The sequence below is a fragment of the Chengkuizengella sp. SCS-71B genome (assembly GCF_040100845.1).
In the GTDB taxonomy this organism is placed as follows: domain Bacteria; phylum Bacillota; class Bacilli; order Paenibacillales; family KCTC-33759; genus Chengkuizengella.
The window spans coordinates 2,965,881-2,992,455 of record NZ_JAZHSH010000001.1 but is presented as its reverse complement, the minus strand read 5'-3'; the positions used below and the strand labels follow the sequence as shown (position 1 = coordinate 2,992,455).

At 32.4% G+C, this 26,575-nt stretch carries 33 protein-coding genes and 1 pseudogene; 29 read left to right on the top strand and 5 right to left on the bottom strand.

The window, feature by feature from the left end:
• The first annotated feature begins 742 nt into the window (after positions 1 to 742).
• The 6 genes and pseudogenes from VQL36_RS14695 (at position 743) to VQL36_RS14670 (ending at position 7,609) form a co-directional block, all read left to right on the top strand.
• Positions 743 to 883, top strand: coding sequence for a hypothetical protein (locus VQL36_RS14695; protein WP_349248363.1), 141 nt, complete (start codon positions 743 to 745; stop codon positions 881 to 883).
• A gap of 194 nt (positions 884 to 1,077) precedes the next feature.
• On the top strand, positions 1,078 to 2,340 hold the full coding sequence (ltrA, locus tag VQL36_RS14690) for a group II intron reverse transcriptase/maturase (RefSeq protein WP_349248364.1): 1,263 nt from the start codon (positions 1,078 to 1,080) through the stop codon (positions 2,338 to 2,340).
• 94 nt (positions 2,341 to 2,434) lie between these two features.
• A complete protein-coding gene (locus VQL36_RS14685; protein ID WP_349250041.1) occupies positions 2,435 to 4,375 on the top strand; it encodes an endonuclease MutS2 in 1,941 nt (646 codons plus the stop codon).
• 96 nt (positions 4,376 to 4,471) lie between these two features.
• Positions 4,472 to 4,864: pseudogene (locus tag VQL36_RS14680) on the top strand (sigma factor); the annotation flags it as partial.
• Positions 4,865 to 5,097: 233 nt separating this feature from the next.
• On the top strand, positions 5,098 to 6,618 hold the full coding sequence (locus tag VQL36_RS14675; protein WP_349250040.1) for a recombinase family protein: 1,521 nt from the start codon (positions 5,098 to 5,100) through the stop codon (positions 6,616 to 6,618).
• Between the two features lie 487 nt (positions 6,619 to 7,105).
• Positions 7,106 to 7,609 (top strand): hypothetical protein, encoded by a 504-nt coding sequence (locus VQL36_RS14670; RefSeq protein WP_349250039.1) that lies wholly within the window; start codon positions 7,106 to 7,108, stop codon positions 7,607 to 7,609.
• Positions 7,610 to 8,333: 724 nt separating this feature from the next.
• Here the strand turns inward: VQL36_RS14670 and VQL36_RS14665 are convergent.
• Positions 8,334 to 9,617, bottom strand: coding sequence for a helix-turn-helix transcriptional regulator (locus tag VQL36_RS14665; protein WP_349250038.1), 1,284 nt, complete (start codon positions 9,615 to 9,617; stop codon positions 8,334 to 8,336).
• Positions 9,618 to 10,106: 489 nt separating this feature from the next.
• On the opposite strand from VQL36_RS14665, the gene VQL36_RS14660 reads away from it, so the two are divergent.
• Positions 10,107 to 11,426 (top strand): hypothetical protein, encoded by a 1,320-nt coding sequence (locus tag VQL36_RS14660; RefSeq protein ID WP_349250037.1) that lies wholly within the window; start codon positions 10,107 to 10,109, stop codon positions 11,424 to 11,426.
• A 54-nt stretch (positions 11,427 to 11,480) separates the two neighbouring features.
• On the opposite strand, the gene VQL36_RS14655 is transcribed toward VQL36_RS14660, so the two are convergent.
• On the bottom strand, positions 11,481 to 11,933 hold the full coding sequence (locus VQL36_RS14655; protein ID WP_349250036.1) for a hypothetical protein: 453 nt from the start codon (positions 11,931 to 11,933) through the stop codon (positions 11,481 to 11,483).
• A 480-nt stretch (positions 11,934 to 12,413) separates the two neighbouring features.
• Here VQL36_RS14655 and VQL36_RS14650 point away from each other — a divergent pair, with 480 nt between their 5' ends.
• Entirely contained in the window at positions 12,414 to 12,920 is a 507-nt protein-coding gene (locus tag VQL36_RS14650) for a hypothetical protein (RefSeq protein WP_349250035.1), read from the top strand.
• A gap of 537 nt (positions 12,921 to 13,457) precedes the next feature.
• Here VQL36_RS14650 and VQL36_RS14645 read toward each other — a convergent pair.
• Positions 13,458 to 14,999: a recombinase family protein gene (locus VQL36_RS14645; protein ID WP_349250034.1), complete on the bottom strand. Its 1,542-nt coding sequence runs from the start codon at positions 14,997 to 14,999 to the stop codon at positions 13,458 to 13,460.
• A 273-nt stretch (positions 15,000 to 15,272) separates the two neighbouring features.
• Positions 15,273 to 16,160 (bottom strand): type I restriction endonuclease, encoded by an 888-nt coding sequence (locus VQL36_RS14640; protein WP_413789574.1) that lies wholly within the window; start codon positions 16,158 to 16,160, stop codon positions 15,273 to 15,275.
• 216 nt (positions 16,161 to 16,376) lie between these two features.
• On the opposite strand from VQL36_RS14640, the gene VQL36_RS14630 reads away from it, so the two are divergent.
• Entirely contained in the window at positions 16,377 to 17,648 is a 1,272-nt protein-coding gene (locus tag VQL36_RS14630; RefSeq protein ID WP_349250032.1) for a helix-turn-helix transcriptional regulator, read from the top strand.
• A 605-nt stretch (positions 17,649 to 18,253) separates the two neighbouring features.
• Entirely contained in the window at positions 18,254 to 18,385 is a 132-nt protein-coding gene (locus VQL36_RS14625) for a hypothetical protein (RefSeq protein ID WP_349250031.1), read from the top strand.
• A gap of 14 nt (positions 18,386 to 18,399) precedes the next feature.
• Here VQL36_RS14625 and VQL36_RS14620 read toward each other — a convergent pair whose 3' ends face one another.
• Positions 18,400 to 18,741, bottom strand: coding sequence for a helix-turn-helix transcriptional regulator (locus VQL36_RS14620; protein ID WP_349251186.1), 342 nt, complete (start codon positions 18,739 to 18,741; stop codon positions 18,400 to 18,402).
• A 184-nt stretch (positions 18,742 to 18,925) separates the two neighbouring features.
• Between VQL36_RS14620 and VQL36_RS14615 the strand changes: the two genes are divergently transcribed.
• The 19 genes from VQL36_RS14615 (at position 18,926) to VQL36_RS14525 (ending at position 26,453) form a co-directional block, all read left to right on the top strand.
• Positions 18,926 to 19,165, top strand: coding sequence for a helix-turn-helix transcriptional regulator (locus tag VQL36_RS14615; RefSeq protein ID WP_349250030.1), 240 nt, complete (start codon positions 18,926 to 18,928; stop codon positions 19,163 to 19,165).
• 13 nt (positions 19,166 to 19,178) lie between these two features.
• Positions 19,179 to 19,424, top strand: coding sequence for a hypothetical protein (locus tag VQL36_RS14610; protein WP_349250029.1), 246 nt, complete (start codon positions 19,179 to 19,181; stop codon positions 19,422 to 19,424).
• Between the two features lie 192 nt (positions 19,425 to 19,616).
• Positions 19,617 to 20,099 (top strand): hypothetical protein, encoded by a 483-nt coding sequence (locus tag VQL36_RS14605; protein WP_349250028.1) that lies wholly within the window; start codon positions 19,617 to 19,619, stop codon positions 20,097 to 20,099.
• A gap of 20 nt (positions 20,100 to 20,119) precedes the next feature.
• Entirely contained in the window at positions 20,120 to 20,245 is a 126-nt protein-coding gene (locus VQL36_RS14600) for a hypothetical protein (RefSeq protein ID WP_349250027.1), read from the top strand.
• A gap of 58 nt (positions 20,246 to 20,303) precedes the next feature.
• Entirely contained in the window at positions 20,304 to 20,462 is a 159-nt protein-coding gene (locus VQL36_RS14595) for a hypothetical protein (RefSeq protein ID WP_349250026.1), read from the top strand.
• Positions 20,463 to 20,600: 138 nt separating this feature from the next.
• Entirely contained in the window at positions 20,601 to 20,759 is a 159-nt protein-coding gene (locus tag VQL36_RS14590; RefSeq protein ID WP_349250025.1) for a DUF6906 family protein, read from the top strand.
• A gap of 11 nt (positions 20,760 to 20,770) precedes the next feature.
• Entirely contained in the window at positions 20,771 to 21,622 is an 852-nt protein-coding gene (locus VQL36_RS14585; RefSeq protein ID WP_349250024.1) for a hypothetical protein, read from the top strand.
• Positions 21,623 to 21,626: 4 nt separating this feature from the next.
• Positions 21,627 to 22,304, top strand: a complete 678-nt coding sequence (locus tag VQL36_RS14580) for an ATP-binding protein (protein ID WP_349250023.1) — start codon at positions 21,627 to 21,629, stop codon at positions 22,302 to 22,304.
• Positions 22,304 to 22,516 (top strand): hypothetical protein, encoded by a 213-nt coding sequence (locus VQL36_RS14575; protein WP_349250022.1) that lies wholly within the window; start codon positions 22,304 to 22,306, stop codon positions 22,514 to 22,516. Before VQL36_RS14580 ends, VQL36_RS14575 begins: the two co-directional genes overlap by 1 nt.
• Before the next feature lie 5 nt (positions 22,517 to 22,521).
• Complete coding sequence (locus VQL36_RS14570; RefSeq protein ID WP_349250021.1) at positions 22,522 to 22,851, top strand: nucleoside triphosphate pyrophosphohydrolase family protein; 330 nt, start codon at positions 22,522 to 22,524, stop codon at positions 22,849 to 22,851.
• A complete protein-coding gene (locus tag VQL36_RS14565) occupies positions 22,848 to 23,096 on the top strand; it encodes a DUF3310 domain-containing protein (RefSeq protein WP_349250020.1) in 249 nt (82 codons plus the stop codon). The genes VQL36_RS14570 and VQL36_RS14565 overlap by 4 nt, the downstream gene beginning before the upstream one ends.
• A 199-nt stretch (positions 23,097 to 23,295) precedes the next feature.
• Complete coding sequence (locus tag VQL36_RS14560; RefSeq protein ID WP_349250019.1) at positions 23,296 to 23,478, top strand: hypothetical protein; 183 nt, start codon at positions 23,296 to 23,298, stop codon at positions 23,476 to 23,478.
• A gap of 11 nt (positions 23,479 to 23,489) precedes the next feature.
• Positions 23,490 to 23,927: a YopX family protein gene (locus VQL36_RS14555; RefSeq protein WP_349250018.1), complete on the top strand. Its 438-nt coding sequence runs from the start codon at positions 23,490 to 23,492 to the stop codon at positions 23,925 to 23,927.
• A complete protein-coding gene (locus VQL36_RS14550; RefSeq protein WP_349250017.1) occupies positions 23,924 to 24,286 on the top strand; it encodes a hypothetical protein in 363 nt (120 codons plus the stop codon). Before VQL36_RS14555 ends, VQL36_RS14550 begins: the two co-directional genes overlap by 4 nt.
• Positions 24,279 to 24,521 (top strand): hypothetical protein, encoded by a 243-nt coding sequence (locus tag VQL36_RS14545; RefSeq protein WP_349250016.1) that lies wholly within the window; start codon positions 24,279 to 24,281, stop codon positions 24,519 to 24,521. The genes VQL36_RS14550 and VQL36_RS14545 overlap by 8 nt, the downstream gene beginning before the upstream one ends.
• Before the next feature lie 185 nt (positions 24,522 to 24,706).
• Positions 24,707 to 25,168 (top strand): hypothetical protein, encoded by a 462-nt coding sequence (locus VQL36_RS14540; protein WP_349250015.1) that lies wholly within the window; start codon positions 24,707 to 24,709, stop codon positions 25,166 to 25,168.
• Positions 25,169 to 25,184: 16 nt separating this feature from the next.
• Positions 25,185 to 25,370, top strand: coding sequence for a DUF3954 domain-containing protein (locus tag VQL36_RS14535; RefSeq protein WP_413789519.1), 186 nt, complete (start codon positions 25,185 to 25,187; stop codon positions 25,368 to 25,370).
• Between the two features lie 97 nt (positions 25,371 to 25,467).
• Positions 25,468 to 25,914, top strand: a complete 447-nt coding sequence (locus VQL36_RS14530; RefSeq protein WP_349250014.1) for an ArpU family phage packaging/lysis transcriptional regulator — start codon at positions 25,468 to 25,470, stop codon at positions 25,912 to 25,914.
• Complete coding sequence (locus VQL36_RS14525; RefSeq protein WP_349250013.1) at positions 25,911 to 26,453, top strand: site-specific integrase; 543 nt, start codon at positions 25,911 to 25,913, stop codon at positions 26,451 to 26,453. The genes VQL36_RS14530 and VQL36_RS14525 overlap by 4 nt, the downstream gene beginning before the upstream one ends.
• Positions 26,454 to 26,575: the final 122 nt, after the last annotated feature.

Genomic DNA, 26,575 nt, shown 5'->3' with positions numbered 1-26,575 from the left:
TTAGTAAGTTGCTAAGGTCTTTTACTTGTTTATTCTACAAAAGTATACTATGATCTTACCCCTTGAGAGTAATGTGGTTAATTTGAAAAATTCATAAAATATAAAGGCTATCCTTGAAGAATTTGATGAGTTATTTAGAAATGAGTGATAGTTTAGTGACAAAATGAAACAAAAACAGTATAATGAAAAAGATAAATAATAAGGAGCTATATTTTATGAGTGGAGTCGTTCTTAACTAACCAAAGTAAATAATGGATCAAAATAAGTGATGTACTTATTTTTTTAAAAAATAGGACGTTTATTTAAGTGTATTTATTTGATCCTGTACTTTAAGTTAAGAACATTGGTATAGTTCGTTATTTATATACGTACGATACAACTCTGTGCCAATTGCACAGTTTTTTTGTGCAATTTGAGTGTTAAGTTTGATTTTGAACCCGCACAATCAAACTTATAGAACCTCGTACATTTTTATGAAAGACGACAATGAATCTTTGTTCATTGTCGTCTTTTTTTTAAGTGCGCCCAGCATGGGTGCAGTCTATAGGGTGAAAGTCCCGAGCTGTGAAGGCAGAAGTAGCAGTTAGCTCAACGCAAGGGTGTCCGTAGTGATGCGGAATCTGAAGGAAGCGAGCGGCAAACTTCCGGTCTGAGGAACACGAACTTCATATAAGGCTAGGTATCATTGGGTGAGTTTGCTTAACAAAACAAAGCCCTTTCTGCCAAAGATGGTACAGAGTAAATGGAGCAGATAGATGGAAGGAAAGACTGCATTCTTACCTGGGGAGATCTGTATGAAATGCGAAGTAAACTTCGTAACCCTGCTTGTGAAAGCAGGCTGAACATACAGAAGTCAGCAGACGCCATAGTACGTGAGCTGTGACGACAGTAAACGGAAGGGCTGAACATGAAATAGGAATTGAACGACTGGAATTTCAAGAGTAAGTGATGAAAGCAGACAATCCAGTACGGACTTATCTGAGGAAAGTAATGGTGAATCCATGAGGGTACTCAGAAGGGCTGAATTTACTCATGGCATGAACAGGAGAACAATTCACGTAAGGAGCGTATCTAAGAATGATGGAGTCATTATTGTCACAGGAAAATTTAATTACAGCACTCAAGCGAGTGGAAGCGAACAAAGGAAGCCATGGAGTAGACGGCATGTCTGTCAAAGAGATACGGACACATATTCTACAAAACTGGCATATTCTTCGTGAGCAGTTGGAAAAGGGGGCTTATGAACCGAGTCCAGTCCGTCGGGTCGAAATCCCGAAACCGAACGGTGGAACTCGCTTTCTTGGTATCCCCACTGTGATAGATCGATTCATTCAACAAGCAATAACGCAAGTATTAACCCCAATATTTGATCCTATGTTTTCTGAACAAAGCTATGGTTTTCGTCCAAAGAGACGAGGACATGATGCAGTGAGGAAAGCAAGACGATTCATGCAAGAAGGATACCGTATTGTAGTGGATATTGATTTAGAGAAATTCTTTGATCGAGTGCATCATGATCGTCTCATGGCAAAGTTAGCAGAACGAATCCCAGATAAAACCTTATTAAAACTTATACGAAAATACCTCCAATCTGGCGTGATGGTAAATGGACTCGTTAAACCTACGACAGAAGGAGCGCCGCAAGGTGGACCATTAAGTCCAATATTATCAAATATCGTATTAGATGAACTAGATAAGGAACTAGAAAAGCGAAACCTGAGATTCGTACGCTATGCGGACGACTGCAACATCTATGTTAAAACGTGGAAGTCAGGATTACGAGTGAAGCGTTCAGTAACAGAATTCATCGAAAACAAGCTAAAGTTGAAGGTAAACCAAGAGAAAAGCGCGATAGACCGACCATGGAAACGAAAGTTTCTAGGTTTCACCTTTAGTTGGGACAAGAAGAATCCAAAAGTGAGGATATCCAAAGTATCCATGCAACGAGTGAAAGCAAAGATACGAGAGATTACATCAAGGAGAAGTCCCGTAGCTATGGAGATGCGAATTAAGAAACTCAATCAATATCTAACAGGATGGTGTGGCTATTACGCATTAATAGATACACCTACGATCTTTCGAGAATTGGATGAATGGATACGAAGAAGATTAAGGATGTGTCTTTGGAAACAATGGAAGAAACCGAAAACGAAAGTAAGGAAACTTACAGGTTTAGGTATCCCTAGAGAGAAGGCATATGAATGGGGTAACTCGAGAAAGAAATACTGGAGAATTGCCTGTAGTCCAATTCTTCATAGAACCATGAATAATAAATTCTGGTCAAATCAAGGTTTGCGAAGTTTAATGGATAGATACAAATACTTACGGAATATGACATGAACCGCCGCATACCGATCGGTACGTGTGGTGGTGTGAGAGGTCGGGGGCTAGCCGCCCCCTCCTACTCGATTTCATTTAAAACGGAGGAAAAAACATGAACCAACATACGGTTGAAATTTTAGAAATTGAAAAAGTGATCAAAGAATTAATGAAGTATTCTTTATCAGAAGAGGGTAAACAAAAATTAAAGAATATGAAACCATTAAATCAGTTAAATGCGATCCAAAGTGCTTTAGCTGAAACGACAGAGGCTAAAACAATACTAAAGAGAAGCACAAGTGTACCCGTTCATAGCTTAAATGGAATGGAGCAATTAATGGGAAGGTTAAACAAAGGAATGATATTACGTCCAGATCAATTTAACAAATTTATTGAATTTTTAGACAGTATAAAGAAAATGAATCGATTTATGAAAGACAAGGAAAGCATTGCTCCTAGAGTAAGCTCATACATTTATTCAATATCAGATTTTTCTCATTTATATGAGGAAATAAATCGTTGTATTCGAAATGGAAAAGTAGATGATAGAGCTAGCAAGCCAATGAGTAAAATACGAAAAAATATTTTAATAATAGAGGCAGAAATGAAAGAGAGAATTGAAAAAGTATTAAAATCAAAAAAATACGATAAATTTATTCAAGAAAAGATAGTGAGTATGCGAGATGGACATTACGTTATTCCAGTACGAAAAGAATATAAAAAAAATATTAGTGGAGTGGTTTATGATACTTCTGCTTCTGGATCAACCGTATTTATTGAACCAGAAGATGTAAGTAGGTGTCATCAAGAATTGCAATTATTGAAAATTGATGAACAGCTTGAAGAGGAAAAAATCTGCTCTATGCTCACCAATTTAGTTGAAGAATCTGAATCAGAATTAAATATTGCAATTGAAATGATGATTCATTATGATGTTTTGTTTGCTAAGGCGAAATACAGCCAAGAAATAAATGGCATAGCTGTTTCAATGAATGATGATCAAATCATAAACTTGAAAAATGCAAGACATCCATTATTGGGTGAGAGTGCTGTTCCATTAAATGTGAAGATTGGTGATTCATACGATGCTCTTGTAATTACTGGTCCAAACACTGGAGGGAAAACAGTAACGATTAAAACAGTAGGATTATTAACTTATATGGCCCAATGTGGTTTACATGTACCAGTTAGTGAAGAAAGTGAGTTAAGTATATATGATCATATCTTAGTAGATATCGGTGATGGTCAAAATATCGAGCAGTCATTAAGTACATTTTCTTCAAGAATAAAAAATATCATTGAAATACTGTCAAGTACTACCAATAAAACGCTAGTGCTTATTGATGAATTGGGTTCAGGAACAGATCCAGGAGAAGGTATGGGTTTAGCTGTTGCTATATTAGAAGAATTGTATGAAAAGGGAGCGGTCATCTTTGCTACAACTCATTACAGTGAGATCAAGAAATTTGCCTCAAAACATGAGCGGTTTGAAAATGCCTCTATGGAATTTGACCCTGAGACGTTACAGCCTAAATATAAGTTATTGATAGGCAAAGGTGGGGATAGTCAAGCATTTCACATAGCTATAACTTTAGGTATGCATCCAAAACTAATAGAAAAAGCACATTTAATCACATATAAAGAAAAGAAGTTTTATGAATCAAACGCAACTGGGACAAGAGAATGGAGAAATCAGGAAAAACAATTGGCTCCAAAAAAAAGGTTTAAAAAAATAAAAAAAGAGTTAAAAAGTAAAAGTGAAGAATTGCCTCAATTGAATATTGGAGATAATGTATTTATTCCGCATTTAAAACAATATGGTATTGTGTATAAACCAATGAATGAAGTTGGTGATGTTGTGGTAATGATCAAAGGAGAGAAAAAGGTTCTGAATCATAAACGAATGAAACTGCATATCAAGGCGGAGGAATTATATCCAGAAAATTACGATTTTGACATCATATTCGAAACTAAAGAAAATCGTAAGGTACGGAATCAACTAAGTCGAAAACATGTTGAAGGATTGAGCATTGAATATGATCAAGATGAGGTATAGGTGCACAAAGAAAATTAAATTTCATCGGTACTTGCACAGATAGGTAATCGCCCACATAAGATATAACATTCTCTTTTTATGTGGGGGTGTTAACACATGCCTGGTTTCTTTGCAGCTTTAGCGTTGTTTGCTAAGGAGTTAGTGTTTTTTGTATCCTATGTAAAAAACAATGCTTTTCCCCAACCTTTAGCTGAAAAAGATGAAGCCAAACATTTACGATTAATGGCAGAAGGCCATCAGGAATCAAGGAACATTCTCATCGAGCATAATTTGCGTTTAGTTGCTCACATTGTAAAGAAATTCGACAATACTGGTGAAGATATTGAAGATTTAATTTCCATTGGAACAATTGGTTTAATCAAAGCGATTGAAAGTTATAAAGCGAATAAAGGAACGAAGTTAGCTACTTTTTCAGCTAGATGTATAGAAAATGAAATTGTAAAGTCAATTGGTTGCGAATCACTTCAAAACAAAAAAAATACTAATAAATTAATAATCAACGTCACAAATGACCTAATACGCGCCACACATATAGGTGTAACCAACAAGAAGAGGGTATGGAGGGGCGTTGATTATGTGTATTAAAAATAAGCTTAATAAAGGCTATATTCCCGAAAGTAAATTTTATCCCGTCCTAATTGAAAACGATGCAACCAACGAAGCAATAATTGAATGCTACAACGATATAAAGAATTTAATTAGGAAGGAGATGAGAAAGAAAAATGATAGCACTTTACGCAAGGGTATCAACGGAAGAACAAGCTAAAAGTGGGTATTCACTTAAAGACCAAATTCATCAATGTAGGCAAAAAGCGGGAAATACAAATGAAGTGATGGAATACATTGACGATGGATATTCGGGTGAATTCCTCGAACGTCCTGCATTAACTAAACTTCGTAATGATATTCGGGAAGGTTTAATAAACAAAATAATTGTTTATGATCCCGATCGTCTCTCACGTAAACTTATGAATCAACTTATTCTATCAGAAGAAATCGAGAAGAAAGCTGAACTAATTTTTGTAAATGGCGATTATAAGAAGACCCCTGAAGGAATGTTATTTTATCAAATGCGTGGGGCAATTGCTGAATTTGAAAAAGCCAAAATTACGGAACGTATGTCACGGGGTCGACGTGAAAAGGCGAAACAAGGAAAAGTTGTAAAAGATTCGAAAGTTTACGGATACAAATATAACAAGGAAACGGAAAAATTAGAGATTTATGAACCTGAAGCGAAAGTTGTTCGATTGATTTTTGAGTTGTTCATCAACCCTATGGGGCGAGTCAAGGGGATAAATGGAATTGCTCATTATTTAATGGATAAAGGGTATCCAACGAAGAAAGGTAAAGGAATTTGGCATAGGCAAGTTGTTCGTCAAGTCTTAATGAACGATACTTATTGGGGTGTTTGCTATCATAATAAATGGAACACCGAAGGAATGTTAGCAAATAAATATAAAGATAAAGATGAACGCATTCCTATGACACATAGACCTCGTGACGAATGGATACCTGTCAATGTTCCTGCAATTATTGAAAAGAAGACTTTTGAACACGCACAAAGATTATTAAAGGAATCCCGAAGGCGCTGGGCAGGTCATTCAAAGAACCAATATCTATTAAGTGGTTTATTGCGTTGTGGGGATTGTGGTAATACTATAACGGGACGACGTTCAAAGAATTGGGGAAAATATGTATTTGAATACACTGATATTAAGAATACGGCTGGTGCAAAAAATCGAGGGTGTGGCAATCGTTTAAAATGTGACGAAATCGACAATTATGTTTGGAATTATTTTGTTGATTTAGTGACATTAAGGGGTGATTCAGCGAATCAAGAAATCGCTACAACAATAGAGGAAAATTTCAATTCATTTGAACAAACCGAGCTTGAACGCCTTGAAAAAGAATTAGATCGAATAAAAACGTCACGTAAGCAACTACTTAATTTTATGGTCAACAATGCTGATATTGTTGATGAAGAAGATATCCGTAATCAGTTAAAAGAATTAAAGGAAAAGGAAGAACATATGTTGAAGCTAAAAAAGGAAACCATAGAATTGCTTGACAATAGTAACGACGAAGGATTCCAAGAAGAAATTTTAAGAGAAATGGTCGAACAATTCATTCATGAAGAAAATATCGAATCTTTGACAATTAATCGAAAGCAAGATTATCTGCGCAAAGTATTTCGAGAAATAAGGATATATTCAGACGGGAAAATTGAATTTATTCGCTTATAAAACGAGAAAGTATTCAATAAGCGAGAACGTTCAAGCCCCTTGATCCATAAATTCTATCAATTAAGAAGAATTGCTTGAATCGTATACCAAGGAAAAGAAACTTGAAACGAATAAAAGGTGTGGGATTAATTTAGTTTTTTACATAAATTAGTGATAAGATAATCCAACCAAAAAATTAATTTATGGTTTCGTTGTTAAATGAGAAATAGTTATATTGACGTTTATAGTCTGTTTTGAATTTAGTGACGCACATTGATAAATCTCATCATACTTATCTGAACTCTTTTCAATCATTCTGTCTTTTTAGTATGTTCATACAAAAAATGTAACCTTTTTTGGTTTTGCCTCGTTTAAAATATGAACCAACTTTTATTAAGGAGCATTCCTGTTTTGAAAATCGTATTACATAGGTTTGATGTCTCTTTTACAAGTGATAACAGTGCAGTCTGGAAACCATAATTACTAAATTGAGAGGAGTATTAATTAAATGAAAAGCAGAATATTAATAACTGGTGTAGTTACTGTTGGTCTAGTATCTACTGCTTTATTTTACACTTCAAATAGTGACATACTAGTTTTAGCAGAAAATAAAAAAGAAGAATTAGGGATCTACGAAAAAATACAAAAAAAGGAAAAAGAAGTGAAGGAAAAAGCAAGTAGAGCAGATAAAATAAAGTACAAAAATAATAAAGATAAAGATTTTAAAAGTGCAGAAAAATTTTTGGAATCCAATAAAGATAATCCACATAATCGTAAAGATGTTGATAACAAAGTAAAGGAAAAAATTCTATATAAGAACATAAAAAAATATGCTCCAGAAATTACTGATACAATGAATTACGTAGATCCAGAAAGGCAAATTTATCTAGTAGTTTCTAAATTTAAAGAATATGATTCGCCTAAGCTTGGCACTCTCAAAAATGTAAAAGTAATTAATATTTACGATGCTGAAACAGAAGAAGTGTTAGGGACTAGCCTTAGAGTTGAGTAATCTCCCCCTCTTTTTCTAATTAAATTCATAGTTTTATTAAAGTTCCTAAAGCGGGAGTGTTGGTCTATCGATCGACGCTTTTTTTTGTGCGTAATTCTTCCCACCTTACTGTCAAAACTATATGATTACATGACGGGTATATATCGCTATCATTGTATTTATAAAGTTCGTCGTGCTACAACGATCTTTGAACGTGATGGGGTAACTAAACTTGAAAAAAAATTAATAGTGGTGGTTTCGTTGTAGTACTACAATTTACGCAGGTGATTCGGATTCATCGAATGATGATTGGATGTAAGTTAGCTATTATAAGCCGCCTCCTACTTCAAACTGGAAATCTAACTATCAAATGACGGCAGGAAAAGAGAAGCATGGTTTTGCGCCTATCGGATTGGATTGAGGTTCTTTTGAAAGGAACCATTTCGTTTACAGTAATTGGTAATACCTCAATTTATCCTCCCTTCGGGGAAGGTATTTTTTTATTTATACATACTTATTTCCTTTGGCACTTGTTTAAATGTCATTGCGGCAAATAATTTTGTCGTTTTTTTAACTATGTATCTTTTACAAATCAGGTTGTTAAATCATTTTATTTTTTGTACTACTTTTAGTTTTTGTTTCTACCAATCTGGTTCGGGGTCAAATAATATACCTACAGTTCCTGGCTCTAAAGCTAATAGTGTTACACCAATTAAAATCTTTAAGAGTTTTAATTTTTTTATGTTCATAAATAATCTCCTTTCTTAACTTTATCATCATAATAATTTTCTAGATTCCCAAAAATTGAAAAATCTATATCTTCTTTATTATCCTTATGTATATTCATAATTTGTCGTAAGCATTCACTTTCTTTGGAGATAAGGTCAACCTTAGCGTATCGTGTTGCCGCCTCCAAATAACATTTTGCCCCTTCTCGTACTCTTTTTAATAAGACATAATAGTCTCCTTTTAGTTTATAATAGAGGGCTAATTCAGCCTTTTTAAACGGAGTGACACATGGGATGGATAAAAGTCTCTCTTCTAATTTTAGAAGTTCTTTTACATCCAATAATTTATGCATTTGTAAATATAGTTTAATTAATTGGTTCACTGCATGCAGTAATGAGTCATCTCCATATTGTGATAAGTTTTCTTGTAATATTGAAATAGCTAACTGATATTCCCCAAGCAATGAGTGTAAGTTTGCTTCGGTTAACTTTGATCTACCCTCCACTTCTGGAAATGAGAACTCCTTATATTGAGAAAAATACTCTTTTGTCTGTTTATAATCACCTAAATTATAGTAACTATTGGATAAAGTAATTAAAGTGCTTACCCGCATTCTATCACGAATCTTTGCATCCAGTGCCTTTTTACCAAACTCTATGCTCTCTTCAAATAAACACAAGTTGTAAGCATGAACGGACAATTTATAATACATCACCCCTTGTTCTTCACTTGTCAGAAATTCTTCATAAAGCAAAATACCTTTCCCTGATTCATATGTAGATCGAAGTTTAGAGAAATCATCACGTTCAATAAGATAAGCTTGCAACATACCTTTGGCAAGATAAGGCATGATACCATGTGCACGAGAGTATACAATAATCGCTTGATAGAGGGCTACCCTGATAGAAGGTTCCTCAATGTTTTCTATTATATCATAAAGCTTCTCTACCAAGTCCAAGCTGTCCTCTACAGGATATTGAAGTGCTTTCATAGCAACTTTGGTAATAATATAAAGGTTCTTTCCTTCTACTAACTCATGAAGAACATTGAATAATATATCTGCTCTATCTTCTACCTTTATATATTGTTCAATTAATTCTTCATATGGAATGTTTAATATAGAGTTAATTTTCTGAATTGTGTCCAAGGATGGGCGTCTAATTTGTCCCGATTCGATTCTAGATATGCTCGCTTTATCTACGTTGGTTAATTCCTCTAATTGTACTAATGTCATTTCTGCTTGTTTCCGATGATGTCGAATGAGTTCCCCCAAAGATGAATACTTCGTGCCGGTAACCATCACTTTTATACACCCTTTCTGACATATTTAATTGACAACTAATTATGAGGTTTATTTTTCAATAATAATCAATATTTTCCAATGATTTCATATTTTTATTATACCTGTTTAAACTTTTTGTGCAATATATAAAGCTGAAAAATAAAGATGACTTTTTCAGTATTTGCTAGTAAACGTTCCAAGTAGATAATTATCAATAAAATTATAATTAATAGAAAAAAGAAATTATATAACTTATTTGTTAAATTATTTTAATAATAAATAAAATATGCAAATTATACTATTATTTATCTGTACAGATACTTATACAAAATAATCAAAAAACTAAACGTTGAATTATGAAACACAATTAAATTAACAAACAAAAAAATTTCAGAGCATTTGGTATATGTATCTAAAATTTTACTTTAGTGGAGGAGGTATAAAAGATTTAGTTTTTATTTATTTATGTTAAAGAAAATCTAGCAATAATAGGAGGAATTTAAATTTATGACGATTTTAAGAAAGGCATCAGTTTTAATACTTGTTTTTACATTTATTTTTGGTGTTGTTGGCATTAGTATTTCAAGTGATATTAATGCTAGTCAAGAAGATGAAGTTAAAGTTACTAGCAAAAAAATTGAAATTAGTAAGGAAGAAAAAGATGAGATTATTCGAGAGCTAGAAAAAGGTGAGAAAAATCTCAAATTTAAAGTAAAAAAGAATAAAAGCATAAAAGAAGAATCAGCTTCTAAAAATGATAATTTAATCAACATTTCTGAGGTTGAGAATAAATTAATTGAAGATAATAGTCTCATTCAATTGCAGATATTTGACTCTCAAACGGATAAACAAGTCCTTGTTAAAACAGTAGAGAGTTTAAAAGATTTAAATGGAATTAAATTAAAACCTTCTAAAGAATTAAAAGAGGCAAATAAAAACGAACCTTTTTACAGTGTTGATTACACAATAATTTTAAGTACTAGTGACTACACTGGATTTTATGAATTTACTCAATTTTACATAAACAAAAAGAATGAGATTCATCCTGATCAAGTAACCCATATGCTTGAATATAATAAAGAAGGAAGTTTACTTGGAGAATTAGATTTTAACTTATTTAAAAATAAGAATGAAACTACTCAACTTAAAAAGTCTAAAAAAGGAGATGTGGTTTCTGCTTTATGCATTATTTGTGGTGTGGGTGATGTCTACAGAGTCAAAAGTACGACATATTACAATGATGATATTAGAATAGCAGAGTTACATTTTATAAAAGGAGTTACTGCTAAGTTTACATTCAGTAGTGCATCTGGTGTAAGTTTTCAAACAAAATTTGCTGCTAGTGGTTTAGGAGTAGAGGTTTCTGGAAGTGTATCTAAAAGTTTGAAAGGCACAACAGGTTGGGGACCGAAGACTGGTTCAACTAAATCTTCTCCAGGTCGAGCATTAGAAACAGAGTATAAATTTTCTAAAAAAGTTTATGGAAAAATATCTGGAAACAATGGCGGACCAGAAGAATATACTCGTGTCGGTGTTTATGAGCATATAGGAGGAGCACATTACGGTAATTACATCTATGCAAATGGAAGAGATTTTGATAGTGTTTCGGGTCCAACATATGATTCACATACATCTTACACTGAAGAACAAACAAGAAGTAATACATTTACTAACCAAGCAGGAGTAAGTGCTTATGGATATTCTGTTTCACTCTCAGTTACTTCTAGTTCATCAAACTCTAATAAATGGGAATATACATTTGGAGATGCTTATGATGAATACAAAATATATAACTTTGGTTCTAAAAATAACTTAACAGCAAGATAATAAAAAATAGAGAGAGCCTTTCATCAAATAGGCTCTCTCTATTTTAATATTAACTTACTCTAATGTAATTTCTGAAATTCCGTCAAACTCTTGATTAAATGTTAATTTGTATTTATTAATATTAATTTCTTCTTGTTTGTCGGTTATAAAAACAAAAGTATAAGTATCCTCAATATTTATTTTTGAAGGTAGACCAATATCATCGGCAGATAAAAAGAATGAGGATGTTCTATTATTGTTACTCAAAACCGTCTTAAATTCATAAAGTTCTTCATTAATACGGTTATAATCATTATATGGAGTTATTGAACTAATTCCAGGTATATCTTTTACACCCAATTCTTGATTTGGATAAAGAACTAACGCAAATATTTTTTTTGTATCTGTTTCTGACCATCCTATTGATTTAAAAAATAAAGTTTCATTATCTGGGTCAAAATTGTTAGTACAACTTACTGATGAGATGATTATTATGGCAAATACAAAGGTGAAAATTATTTTTCTCATTATACAGCCCCTCTCAAACCACTTCCTTAATTATACTTTAAAAAAAAAATTTGGTAAATTATTTTAAAATAAAAAAATCCACCAACTATGATAGTCAGTGGTTAGCCCATAAACAAACATTTTGAAGAGCGAAAGCGTTGGTCTAACGATAAACGCTTGTATGTTATATTGTGATATAATCAAAAAAGTTTCATAAAGGAATCCTTTGTGAAACTTTTTTTAAGTATATACGCATAATTATGTTATTTTTTATTATTTTTTTGACAGAAAATTGGGAAGTTATGCAAAATAAAATATGGTTATAAGAAACCACTATCCACGTCCTTATGCAGAATTAACAACAATAGAAATTAAAAATCATAATTTAAAGGATAGAAATATTAAACTAAAACGAAGATAAACTTTGAATATTGTTATTATAAATGATGTTAAGATTGTAGTCTCACGTTCAAATAAAATATAATGTGTTAAGGAGTAACCATGAAGAATACTAGACTATCTATATTGTTATTTATATCTATATTAATTGGGTTAACTGGATGTGGTGCAACACAATCAAATAATCAAAAGCAAGCAGTTGAGTTTGTAGAGGATAGAATGTATATCATGATTAGTGATCTTGAGACTGAATACTTATTCTCCATTGCTTGTAAAATTAAAAATAATACGAATGAAGCTTTAGGTCCATTTTATATGAAATATATATTCCATGATGATCGACTTTCAAATATTTTGGAACGTGAAGAATCTAATATCCAACAAGATGTTGGTTTAGAACCTTACACATTAGAGGCTGGTGAACCTTTAATTTGCGGTGATAGTATATCGGTAGAACTAGATAAAACTAACTACGATGAGTTTTATTCTATTATAAAAGATAAAAAATCAATTGAAGTCCAGCTTTTTCATATAGATGCTGAACACATTATAGCTAATTATTTTATTAATGAAATAAAGCCTCTCCAATATGAAAAAAAAGATTTCTAATTATTTGAGTCAGTGGAAATAAAAAGAGCTCCATAACGGAAGTTCTATATATGGATTTTTATCCAAAAACAAGAAAGCGTTTGTCTAACGATTTACGATTTTTTTTGCGTAATCTTGCCACCTTACTGACAAATGTTTACTCTGCTTAGATGGAACAATCGATTGGAATAGATCGTAAATATATCGAAGATCATAAAGAACGAAAGAATTGAATGAAATTGATTTATGTGGTATGTGAAGTAAAACAACACAACAATGAAGAATGTAATAAAATTGGGGGATTTAATGGTAACTGTTACGCTCGAGAAGAACCTTCCGAACAAGCGTTAAGATATACGAATAGAATAATTAATAAGTACACCAATTCAGTACGTTCATGATTCCTTTTAAAAAAATAGAGAAGTTGACAAACTCCTCTATTGACATTAGAATCGAAATTCTAATGCATCTTCGTTCTTTAAAGAAAACAAGAAAGGATGTTTCTCTCCAAGATCCAATTGGAACGGACAAAGAAGGTAATGAATTAACCCCCACAGGTTATCTGTGAGGGTTAATTCTAGGTTTTATCTTCAAATCAAAGTCATCATTTCTCTGTGTTTTTTCTTTTCGATAAATTGCGTAATCTAATATTGATTTTATGGTTGCGTTCTTTTTTTTGGGGTCTTCAGTGTCTTTGTAAGACCATAACGCTTGTTCTACTGAAGGAATAATCTCTAACTGATTTTTATTCCGTTTCAACTCATTTTTTAAATCCTGCTCAGAATTAACTATTGAAGATTGAATTGTTTCATAACGTTCAGAAAGATTTCTTGAACGGTTAATAAAAGTTTCTTCATCATATATTCCTCTTTCTAAAAGGTCATGTAATTTTTCTTTTTGCTTTTCAATTTCAATTAATTCTCGTTGCATGTTTTGTAAAGATGTTTCTATAAACTTGATTTTGTCATTAGAATGTGAATTGTCTGGATTGTTACCCAATTCAATTTTTAAAGATTCTAGCCATTCTTCTAATGCATTAAGTAATCCAGTTTCAACATAAGCAAAACGGCTACTTTTATTTTTACAAAAGCGATTATAGCACATTAAATGTGGGAGTTGATTTGTGTATGGTCGTAGGATCATGGAAGATCCACACATATCACATTTGATTAATCCAGCAAGTGGATTAGTGATACCATTCTCTAATTGATATGGTACGTGATACTTTGTTTTCAGTATTTCTTGTGCTCTTTGATATGTTTCCATGGATATCAGAGGTTCATGTTTTCCTTCAACATCTATCCACTCTTCAACTGGTCTAGTTCTGGTGTCTCTTCTCTTTCCAACTTCATTTGATTTCTTTTGTTCTTTCTTTTTCCATTGAATTCGACCTGCATAAACTGCATTTTTTAAAACATTTAGAACTGCATAGCCTCTCCATTGAACATTAGTATATGTTTTATATCCTTTTAGATTTAGTTCATTTGCGATTTTGTTAGATCCTAAGTTATCTTTTGTATACATTTCAAAAATCATTTTAACTACTGGTGCTTGTTCGGGATGAGGTATTAGATATCTCTCGTTATCTTTCTTTTCAATTTGATATCCATATGGGGGGCGAGTCCCTATATAATTTCCTTCTTCTACTGAACGAACACGTCCACCTTGTAAACGTCTAGTGATTATTTTTAATTCCTTTCGAGCCATGAATGCTTCAAATTCGCTGTACTCTTCATCAAATTCATCGTTCAAATCATATACTTTTCTAGGTGTAATAATTTTTGTATTTGATGATCTAAAAGTTTCTAAAATCAATCCTTGTTCTTGCATATTACCACGACCAAGTCGATCTACATCCATTACAAGGACAGCATTATACTTTTTAGATTCCACTTCTCTAAGTAACTCCTGCATTTCAGGTCTGTGTAGAAGAGACTCACCAGAAACGATTTCTTCACGAATTTGGACTATATTTAATTTATTTAACTTAGCGTGTTGTAGAAGTGCTTTTTTATGTTTAGCTAGCGTTTCACCTTCTCCACGAGCTTCAGCATCAAGATCAGCACGTGATTTTCTAAGATATATACAAACTCGATCCATCACAGACCTCCTAGTTTAGAAGCATTATAAACATAATTATAACAAAAAAATATAAAAACCTCACAGATGATATCATTCGCAACGTTAGTCTTTAGCTTTCCATAAAAAGAAGTAAACCGCCCTTGTCTCTGAACGGAGGCGGTTTACAGTACTCTTTATGAGTCGACTTGCTTTAGGCAAACCTTTTGTACACTGAACGCAGATATTCCCGTATCTGTGGTCTTTCATATTATATACTTTATACGGAAAAGTAATAGTTGATACACACATATACTATATAAATTTTTTAACTACATTTTTTAAGCGTTCTTTATGGTTCAAAATATCAGATAAGTTCTCAATATATACATTTGTTTTGTCCTCGTCATTAAACTGTATATATTTATTTGAACCATTGAAGCCTAATCTACATATCCATTTTCTAATATTATCATCTAATAATACATTACAGTAACTTAAGTTATCTCTGTAAAAGATTCTATCTGGATCTACTTGATCGCTAACTATTATTTTAACTGTAGCATATCCTTCAATCTCTTCTTCTGTTGTAACAACTTGAGCTTCTTCTACAGTGTCTTGTTCTTTAGTACTCGCTACTTCTTGTTCTTTTTCAATTTCTGAATTTGTGTTTGAAATGGCAGCTTGGAGTTTATCATTAAGCATATCATTGACAAATTGGTTTAAAGATTTTTTAACTAAAACACTAAATTTTTCAATTACTTGTTTGGTTTTTTTTCCTGTGTATACATTAGCTAGAATAAAAGTAATAAAATCTTCTGAAGGATTATCCCATTGAACTTTTAGAAAATTAATGATTTCATTAGTATATTTTAATTCCGAGGCAGTTGTTAATATATTTTCAATATCGAAGTTGTCTTTACTGAACTTATATAGTTGTGTGATTTGATTTTCTCTAATATCAAGTAAGTTCAATTCCAAGAAAGGTATAGTATCCATCATATTCTGTTTTTCAAGGTCTGTGTAAAACTTATATTGAATACCATTAGTTAGTATAGCGAATTTTGCTTTTGTAGTTCCGAAATATCTGAATAGCTGTGAATCATGTTTATCGAGTGGCTCTTGAATTGATTTAGCTTCAATTAAAATGACAGGTTCACCATTTTGTATGATAGCATAATCAACTTTCTCCCCTTTTTTTATACCTACATCAGCTAAAAATAGGTGTTATGATAACCTAGAAATTGTAATTTAATCTCATCAAAACTTAACCTTCATCATGTTTTGGAAGTATTTTATACGTTGAACGAATTCAATAATATAGCAAATTTAATTTTGTATTTTTTCATTACATTCGTCGGAAAATTAAGGATGAGGGAAGCGTTTTCTTCAACCTTTAGATTGAGAGGTACTTTATTCATGGAAACTGTTGAAAAACGACTATCTTTGGGGGAACTGATTCGAGAAAAACGTGAAAAATTAGGTATGACATTAATACAATTAGCGGAAGCGGCTGATGTAGACAAAGGAAATCTATCAAGGGTTGAAGCAGGTCAAGTTAAACGGCCAAATTTTGAAAACATATTAAAAATATGTTCCGTGCTAGATATCCCTAATGAAAAAATGATAGAAAAATACATAGAAAGTATAGATAATGTAATTGTTTTATTTTCTATTTTGGACACCTTAATTAATGAGAAAAAAAATATATCTATCATCGTTAAAGTTGCGACAAAAGCACTTGAATCTCCTAATCAGAACACACTAGAATCTGTTGAGATGCTTTTTAACAAGATAGAAGGTATAAACTGTACTTCTATCAGACTAGCCCTATATAATGCGATTACGGGCTTTTCAAAATCACATGGAATGATGCCTTATATTGCCAAAAGTTTATTGGGAATTTATCTCATTGAACGAGACGATTTTACCAAACTTCGTTCCACGTATGGATCCGGTAAAGCTAATTTATTTTTCAATGACTTCCTTACAAGTGAAGAACGAGGCGAATTTTACTATAAGTTACAAGTTCATGCTTTCTACACAAATCAGTTTGAGGAGAGTGTGGAGATGGGCTTAAAAGCATTGAATGAAACAATTTCTGATACTAGAACGCTTGCAAACACCATTTATGTCTTATCTAATGGCTACTTTTTTTTAAGTAATTATGAAGAATCAAAAGCTTATTTAGATCGATATAAGAAATTCTTACTCCCAGAAGTGAAAGACAATGTAAAGTTAAACGAAGCAGAACTATATGCTGCAACTGGTGAACATAAACTTGCCATTTCCATCCTAGAGGATACCCTGCCACAATGTGGAGATTTTGCTTTGATCCATGCAGTGAACCAATTAATAGATTTATTTTTTAAAACAAATAATCTACCAGCAATTGAAAATCTTTTCAAGTTAGAAGAGAAATTATTGTCTATTCCATGCGTTACTCCATTTAAAAAGGCAGAAATCGGTCGTTATTTTAAACTCAAAGGAAAATATTTCATCCAAACTGATAGAATAGAAGAAGGCATAAATTATTGCTTAGAAGCAGCAAAACGTTACTCTATGATTGACTTAATCGAAAACGAAAAAGAATGTTTATGGATAATTACGAATATCCATGATACAAATAAAGAAACGGAAACTTTTAAGACTATGAAGAAGTTGAAAAACTATTTAGAGAAAGAGGGTTAAAATCATGAAAAAATTATTCAAATCTTTCGCTTTTCTTGCCTTTACATTGGCAATCACACCTGAAATCAGTGAGATCGTTACTTTATTAAGTGTAGGTGACGGAGGCTGGTAAAAAATATTAAAAAACCTTTCCTTAACAAGGAGAGGTTTTTTTTGTATATATTGTTAATATATTGCTGAAAAATTTAAGAAACTGTTTTTTAGCAACACATAGTAGAATAGTGGTAAACATATAAACATACTATCATTCGAAAAAAAGATGATAAAGTTTTTAAAAATGTTTAAGAAACTTATTATACGATGAAACAATAAACAATAAGGACTTTGTAAATATGGCTTACCAACAGTCCCCCCGTTTGCTGGTAATGTGACATGCTTAAACAAATATTCAATTTAATGGTAATATATAAAAGCTTCCAAAAAAAAAGCGAAAAGCAACTTGTCCTGCTAAAAGCTATTTCATATAAATACTGGAAAGAGGAAAAAATTTACTACTAAAACGAAATTGTTTACACTACAATAAATATGTAGAACAAACGTTCGTTTTTTGTGTGAAGAGGAAGTAAGACGCAGTTTCAATATATAATAAAGGATGGTGTTAAAATATGAGGGAAGTTTTTGATGAATTTATTAATGGAGCAACAGAAAATGAAGTTAAACTTGTAATAAAAAGTATCGATAACGATAATAAAAAAAAATTAGAGATCATAATAGAATTAATGAGACTGCTCTTGTAGAACATGTGAGAGTTTTACTTTTTTATCTTTTTAATTAATTCTACAATGTACTTTTGATCTTCTTCTGACAATTTATCAAATTCACTAAGTAAACTCTCTTTAACCTTATCTTTAATGTGTGTTTGTGCATTTATATTACTTTTCCCCTCGTTTACAGCCTGTGAATTACGACCTAAAAGGAAGTCAGTAGTTACATTTAGTATATCCGCAAGTAATGTTAACATTTCGTTTGAAGGTGTACTATATCCATTTTCATAATTACTGATTGTACCTTTTGTAGTGTTAACTTTTTTGGCTAATTCTTCTTGAGTTAGTTTAAGTTCCTTCCTAGCTTGTTTTAAACGATCAGATAACATAAAAACTTCCCTTTCTAATTCCAAATTTAATTCATTGTACAAGAACATTGTACATGTTTTGGTACTACTTTGTAATAATAGTACAAGATATTTGTTATTTTGTGTTGACATACAAGAAACTTGTACATTATAATATGATTACTAAGTACAAGTTATTCATACTTAATAAAGGTGGTGATAATTAATGAAAAATAAGCGGTTGACTACAGCAAGAAAAGAAAAAGGCTTTACACAAGAAGTACTAGCTATTTTGTTAGGTTATAAAGGAAAACAGTCTGTAGCAAATTGGGAAAATGGTTACTCAAGTCCTCCATTATCTGTAGCAATTCGTATAGGAGAAATATTAGAAAAAGATGTAGGTTTTTTATTTACAAAAAATGTACAAAAAAATCATACTATTGAAACGAAAAAACAATCTGCGTAGGAGGTGAAAAACCATGGCAGTCCACCCAGATCAACAGCATACACATAATGTAAGAGGTGATGCTGTTATGTACGGACCTGGTCATTTCAACCACAAAGGTAACATTGTTAAAACATTAAAGTATGGAAAAACAACAGTATATATTTGTGATGACAGTTGCGCTAAGACTCAAGAAGAAGAAAAGAAAGTTCTCGAAGATTTACGCCTAGCTACTTGGGCTGTTATCAATGAAAAAATCGAAAAGGGAGAAAAGGTATAAAAACTTTTCTTCCGCTGGACAAGCAGTTCTTGTAATGCATTATCAAAAAAAGGTGAACCTATTAACAAGGTAGTGGGTGGGAATAAACTTTGTAACTAAATAATAACTCTAATTTCAGTGACTTGAAAGATAGTTCAAAGTCACATATTTAATAATAAATTTTAAGAAAGTCACGAAAGGAGATTTGATTTTATGGCAATGAGTTTATCTAAGAGGTTAAATATGCCTCAAAAAGAAGTAGCAGTCAGACTTAATATGTCACGAAGTGCTGTAGCAATGATTGACACAGAGAAAAGAAAGCTTCCAGAGGATCGTGAACCAATCGTTGCAAGAATGTCATTCAAAATGGCAATCGAAATAGCGAACGAACGTACAGGGGGTTATATTTCAAACTTATTTGACACATATGGTGAAGATGTTGACTTACATTCAAGTGCATTAAAAGAAAGACTCCTAATAGAAATGAAAGAACTATACACAAAATTGGAGGCGTTAACGTTGTCCAGAATGAACCCTCTTAAGAAAAAGGAGCTTGTTACAGATTTATTAATGGAAATTGAGGATGTTGAAGAAGTGATCCACGTTATGAAGGGTTCATATGCAGAGGAGTTTGGAATTGATCTAGTAGAGGTAAGTAAAAGAAGGAAAGAATTGATTCGGAATGGGGAGCGATAAAAAGAAAGGAGTGTGCTTAAATGCATCAGTATGAAGCTTGGCATTATATTTTGAATAATTCAACTAAAAAGAACGCTAGATTAATTGCATTGAATAACTTAGTAAGAATAAGAAAAGCGCAACTGCTCGCAACAGTCACGCTTTAAACAACACATAAAAATAACTATAAATTTATTATAACAAAATTAGGAGAAAATTAAAATTATGAAACAAGATATAGAACTGCAAATATGGAAAATTGAAATGAAAAGAGCAGAGACTTTAAAAACTGAAGCAGAATATTTTGGTGATACAAATGCAGCTCATTATTATTCTGATCGTATTCGATGGGCGAAACATAAGATTGAGAGATTAGTTTCATAAGATTGGAGAATGGATTATGTTGAATAAGGTTTATTTAATGTGTTGGATTATCAATTTTTATCATAGAGAGTTGATTGAATGGATGTTACAAAAAGGATTCAAACTAATTGAAAGAATATTTGAGAGGAGAATAATTCAATGAAACATGGTAAACGTCCTAATAGACGTCAAAAGATATTGATAAAAGAATACAGATTAAATCCAGATAATTGGTTCATAGAGCGTGATACGGTACAAGAAATGAGATTGGTAAACAGGATTACTAATACCCTTAGAACGATTCAAAAAGGCGCATAGGAGGGGGTTCTATGATGCAAGGCTGGATTAAGTTACACCGTAAAATATCTGAAAACATTATATGGAGTGATCCGAATTACTTAAAATTATTTATGTATTGTTTATTCAAGGCAAGTCATAAAGAACACGATCAATTAGTTGGAAATCAAATGATTAAGTTAGAAGTTGGACAATTTGTAACTGGTAGAAAAATATTATCTGAGGAGTTAAATAGCGGGGTTAAGCCTGAAAAGAAGCTGTCCGAGAAAAGTTGGAGTAGATACTTGAAAAATTTAGAAAGGTGGCAAATGTTGACCATCAAAGTGACCAACAAATATAGCATTGTTACCGTTGTGAATTATGGTGTATATCAGAATTCGGAAAGTGAAATTGACCATCAAAGTGACCAACAGTTGACCAACAACTGTCCAACAAGTGACCAACAGTTGACCACAAACAAGAATGTAAAGAATGTTAAGAATGAAAAGAATAATAAAAATGTATACTCTGAAGCATTTGAAATTTTTTATAAATTATACCCACGAAAAATTGGAAAGAAGCAAGCATTCAAAAATTGGAATACTCGCCTAAAAGAAAAAGTGAATCCAGATGACTTAATTACTGCATGTAGAAATTACGCAAAAGAATGTGAACGAAATGAAACAGAACAAAAGTTTATAAAGCATCTAAGTACTTTTATTAGCAACAGTAAGGCTTACGAAGATTACATTGTAGAACAAGAATATGAAGCAAGAAAGGAAGATGGATCATCAAATGCAAGCACTAAGCGAAGCAATGCCGAACCTCCTAAAAAAAATCCAACACTTAAGAGTATTACAGGCGGAAAAACAGGATGGCTCGCAAAGGATAGAAAAAAAGCATAAATGTATGAATTGCAGGGATGAAGAAGGGTTTATAATTCGTAATGCAGAGGGAATCGAGGTATGGAAAGATTGTGAATGTCTGGTGGAAAGGCAGGCTGAACGGTTGATAAAGTCTAGTAAAATTACTCCTGAATTTGCTAGAAAGTCCTTTGATAACTTTAAGTTGGAAAACAGACCACAGATTGTACGTGATGCACATTATGCAGCTAAACATTACTTTAATAACTTTGCTGAGATACGAAATGACCGTAAAAATAGCATGGCTCTGTTGGGAGTACCAGGAGTCGGAAAAACGCACTTACTTATGGCAATTTCTAACGCTCTTATTAAGAAAGGGACAAGCTGTTCTTACTTCCCATGGGTGGAAACATTCAATGATTTAAAAGATGATTTTGATCTACTTGAACAAAAGGTTAATTACATGCAAAAGGTTGATGTCTTGTACATCGATGATCTATTTAAAGGACGTAAAACTCCGACAGAATTCCAATTAGAACAATTATTTGCAATTATAAATTATCGATATCTTAATAATAAACCAATATTGATTTCATCTGAAAAAGACATAGAGGAGATTTGTGAAATTGATATGGGACTCGGATCAAGGATATATGAAATGTGTAAGGATTACACAGTGTTGTTAACAGGAGATTTAAGTTTAAATTACCGATTGGCAGAGTGATGAAGTTGGGAGTTATAGAAAAGCAACGAACCATGGAGCAAGAATGGGAGTCATGGCAATATCTACTGAAAGATGATTTAGAAAGGCTTGACCATAGAATACAAGCAGTTTATAGAAGTATGTCTGTAAATCGAGTAGATAGAAAAGCAAGAGAAGAATTTGTGATTGGAAAGCTTAAAGGCTTGATATTAGAAATTAGTCGAGAGGGGTAAATAAAATGGATTTAAACGAATATCAGTACAAAGCAATGAGAACTGCAGCAGGGTTAGACTCAGATCAATTACTTTTAAATGCAGCATTAGGACTATGCGGTGAAAGTGGAGAAGTTGCGGACCAGCTAAAGAAACATATTTTTCAAGGTCACGAACTACAGAAAGACAAGATCATAAAGGAATTTGGGGATGTTCTTTGGTATGTTGCAGCAGGAGCAGAAGCGTTAGGAATATCAATGGAGGACATAGCAAAAGGGAATATATCAAAGCTTGAAAAGAGATATCCGAATGGGTTTGATAGTAAGAGAAGCATTAACAGGGGGGATGAATCGTGATAAAGGAAAAATCGAATGATCCTATTAATAATCCAGAACATTATATCGCAGGAGGAATTGAGACTATAGATTTTATGAAAGCAAAATTGACAGATGAACAATTCAAAGGGTTTTGTTTAGGAAACGTCATAAAATATTGCTCTAGGCATGAGAAAAAGGGAGGACAAGAAGATTTGTTGAAAGCTCGGTGGTATTTGAACAAAATCATTGAAGTAGGTGAAAAAAATGAAATGTCAGTACCATAATTGCAATCAAAAAGCTTGCACAACATGGGCTCTAGTACCATTATGTGTACTGCATTATGAAAGTGTAATGCTTGAAACAAGGACTTATTATTATCAAGAAATAACATACGATGAACGGATTCGGTACTCAAATATTAAACATCTGATTCCATGGAGAGCTAGTTAGTATATGAGTTTTAATTAATAGGAGGGTAAGAACATGAAAAAATACTTCGTTGTACTTAAAAATCATGATCCAATACGAGTTAAAGTTAATTGGGATGTCAACTTACCGAACAATCCAGATTACGACGATATACTACAAAACTGGATTGAACATAATTATGGTGAGATTAATTACGATGCTTGGGAAATATCAGATTTTGAATGTCACAGTATTTAGGAGGGTGTAAATTGAGAGAGTTAAAGTTTAGAGGAAAAAGGCTTGATAACAAGGGATTCTTTTACGGTAGTTACCTGTATCTAAACACAAGAGATTATGATTGGACAGGAAAAGAAGTAGGGAATAAGAAAGAGGTTCATTTCATCAAAGATGAAGAGGGTTATAATTTGCCTGTTAATCCTAAGACAGTAGGACAATACACAGGACTAAAGGATTGTAACGATGTTGAGATTTATGAGGGGGATATATTGGAATATAGGTTTCATAACCCACTAACAAAAGAAAAAGAAAGTATAAAATATGAAGTTATTTACGAGTATGGGGAATTTAGAGTGATCGTTGATGATGGTAGGAATAAATCAAGAAAACCGTTATATATGGAAACTAACTCTATTGTCATAGGAAACATATATCAAAATCCTGAGTTGTTGGAAGGAGTGAAACAATGAAACAGTTAACAAAAGAGGATAAACAAGCAGTATTAGACGTGTTAAATAGTTTTGAAGTTTATGAGGAGTGTATGATTGACGGTTATATCTTAGTAGAAAACAACGAAGAAAACCGAAAATTATTAAATGATGTAGGTGTAACAGATAAGGAAATAGACAATGTAGCAGACGAAGAATATTTTTGTACAATCGCTTTAGCTTTTAACGGAGGATATGCAGATAACTATGAACAAGGCAAGTTCGTTTTATGGGGTCCAATAGATGATGAATTAAAGGAAAGAGTTAGAGAGTTTAAGGGAACTGAGACTGATGCTTTTCGCTTGTTGGAAGCTTTGGAAGGAGTGAAAGAGGTTGGGTGATACAGTAAAAGATGATATCAGATTCTTGAAAGATTTACAGAATGACTTAAAAACACAAGGAAATGATGGACAAGCTCCACCTAGATACTGGTCAATTATGGATTATAAGTGGATACCTACAGCAGAAGGACATGAAGATAGAGTGACGTTATATGATTCGGATAATTGCGAAACCTTAAGCCTTGATGGAAGGAGTGAAAGAGATTGCTCTATAAAGATTGGTTGGAGACAATAGTTATTCAAATAAATGAATATAGAAATAAGGAAGAAACGAACTTACTTTTATTGAGGAACCATTTGAACATGCTTGTTAACGATATTGAACAAAAGCCTGAATTCAAGTTACAACTAGAAAATTGCAAGTATTAAAGTCTTATGGTGAAGATATAGGGGAGCTTGTAAAAAGGAAGTGAGGTACTTTTGAAAGATGATATTATAAATAGTTTTACATTTAAATTTCGATTATTTAAACAGCCTAAAAAAATAGGTGATACATTTGAACATAGAAGCACAACTTATTTAATCATAGGAATTGAAAACTTTGAACTATTGTATGAGAGTGTTTTAGAGGTATCGTATATTTGCCAAAATATACAAAGAAATGATTTTAAGAGAAAGGTTTATAAACCTTCATATCAACTAGAATTTGTAATGAGACGAAAATATGATGATTCTAAAAGAATAAAAGAACTGATGTTGGGTAACATTTTTGAGTTCAAAGGTGAGAATTATAAGATAATGGAGTATACAAAAATAAACCTTGAACATGTAGACATCTCAATCTCATTCTTAGCACGCCCTGTATACCCAATAAATCCAAAAGAAGCTAAGTCCAAATATATAAATGAACGAAAGAAAAAGTTGCAACTAGAAGTGTTTTAGAGAGGGTGTGAATCATTTGAATGATAAAGAACCTAAAATAAACATAATTGAAACTGAATCAAATCAAAGTCAAGTTTATATCAGTAAAGGTGGAGAACTAACCGAAGTAAAACCCCCAAAAACAGGCTATAGAGAACAAATAATTACTTGGCAAGCTGGCAAGGTCAAACTAGTAAAAACAACAAATATAGAAAAAATATAAAAAGTCCAAATGGAAAAACCAAAGGACACTGGATCATATTTTATATGACTAGTGTTCTTTTTATTTTAGGGTGAAAAACAATTAAGGGGTGTGGGTTGTGGAATGGAATCAAGTTACATTTGATTTACCTAAAATTGCTGTTGAAGATACAAAGAAGGTTGTTGAAGATGCATTTGAAAAGTATAGAAGATTATTGTTTACAGTACCTAATGATAAGTTACCAAAGATCACAACCACTTATTCATTAACACCACCAAGTCAAACGAACGAATTTCATTCTACTACTGAAGATGCGGCTATTTATAATGTAGAGCGAAATCTTTTTATGAAATCTATTGAAAGTGCTGTAAATCGTTTAAATGGTGAACATCGAGCCATTCTAATTCAATGCTATATGCAAAAAGAAAGAACTAAGGATTGTGCTGTAGCTCTTGAACTAGATATGAGTTCTCGAACCTTCTATAGAGAAAAGAAAGAAGCCATTATAAATATAGCTAATGCGTTAGGTATTGCTGTGTATGAATCAGAGGTGAAAGCTGGATGAACTTTGTACAGCCTATACGTGATCTAGATTGTATATTTGAAATCAAACGACATTTAAAGAATCAAAGTGAACGAAACTATATGTTGTTTGTGACAGGTATAAACTCAGGACTGAGAATATCAGATATCCTACCTTTAAGAGTATCTGATGCAAAAAGAAAATACTTTAACATCATTGAAGTAAAAACAGGAAAGAAAAAACGTATTGATATGACTCCACAACTGCAGCGTGAATTTAAACAATATATTGAAGGGAAAGAAGATCATGAATATTTGTTTCAAAGCAGAGAGGGTATTAATAAACCGATTGGTAGAAGCATGGCATATAAGATTTTAAGAAGTGCTGCTGAATATGTAAGTTTAGATGATATCGGTACCCATACGTTACGAAAAACATTTGGCTATCATTTGTATAAACAAACAGGAGATGTGGCTCTATTACAGAAAATATTAAACCACAGTGATCCAGCGTTTACGTTACGGTATATCGGTATAGATCAAGATGCGATGAACAAAGCCATTAAAGACTTCAAAATATAAGCTTACCTTGTATCATGGGTAGGCTTTTTTCTTTGTCTTCTCTCTAGTTCCCTTCATTATGTGCATGTGTAACTCATTTTAAGGAAATGTTTTATCGCTATATATTGTAAGGATTACAGTGG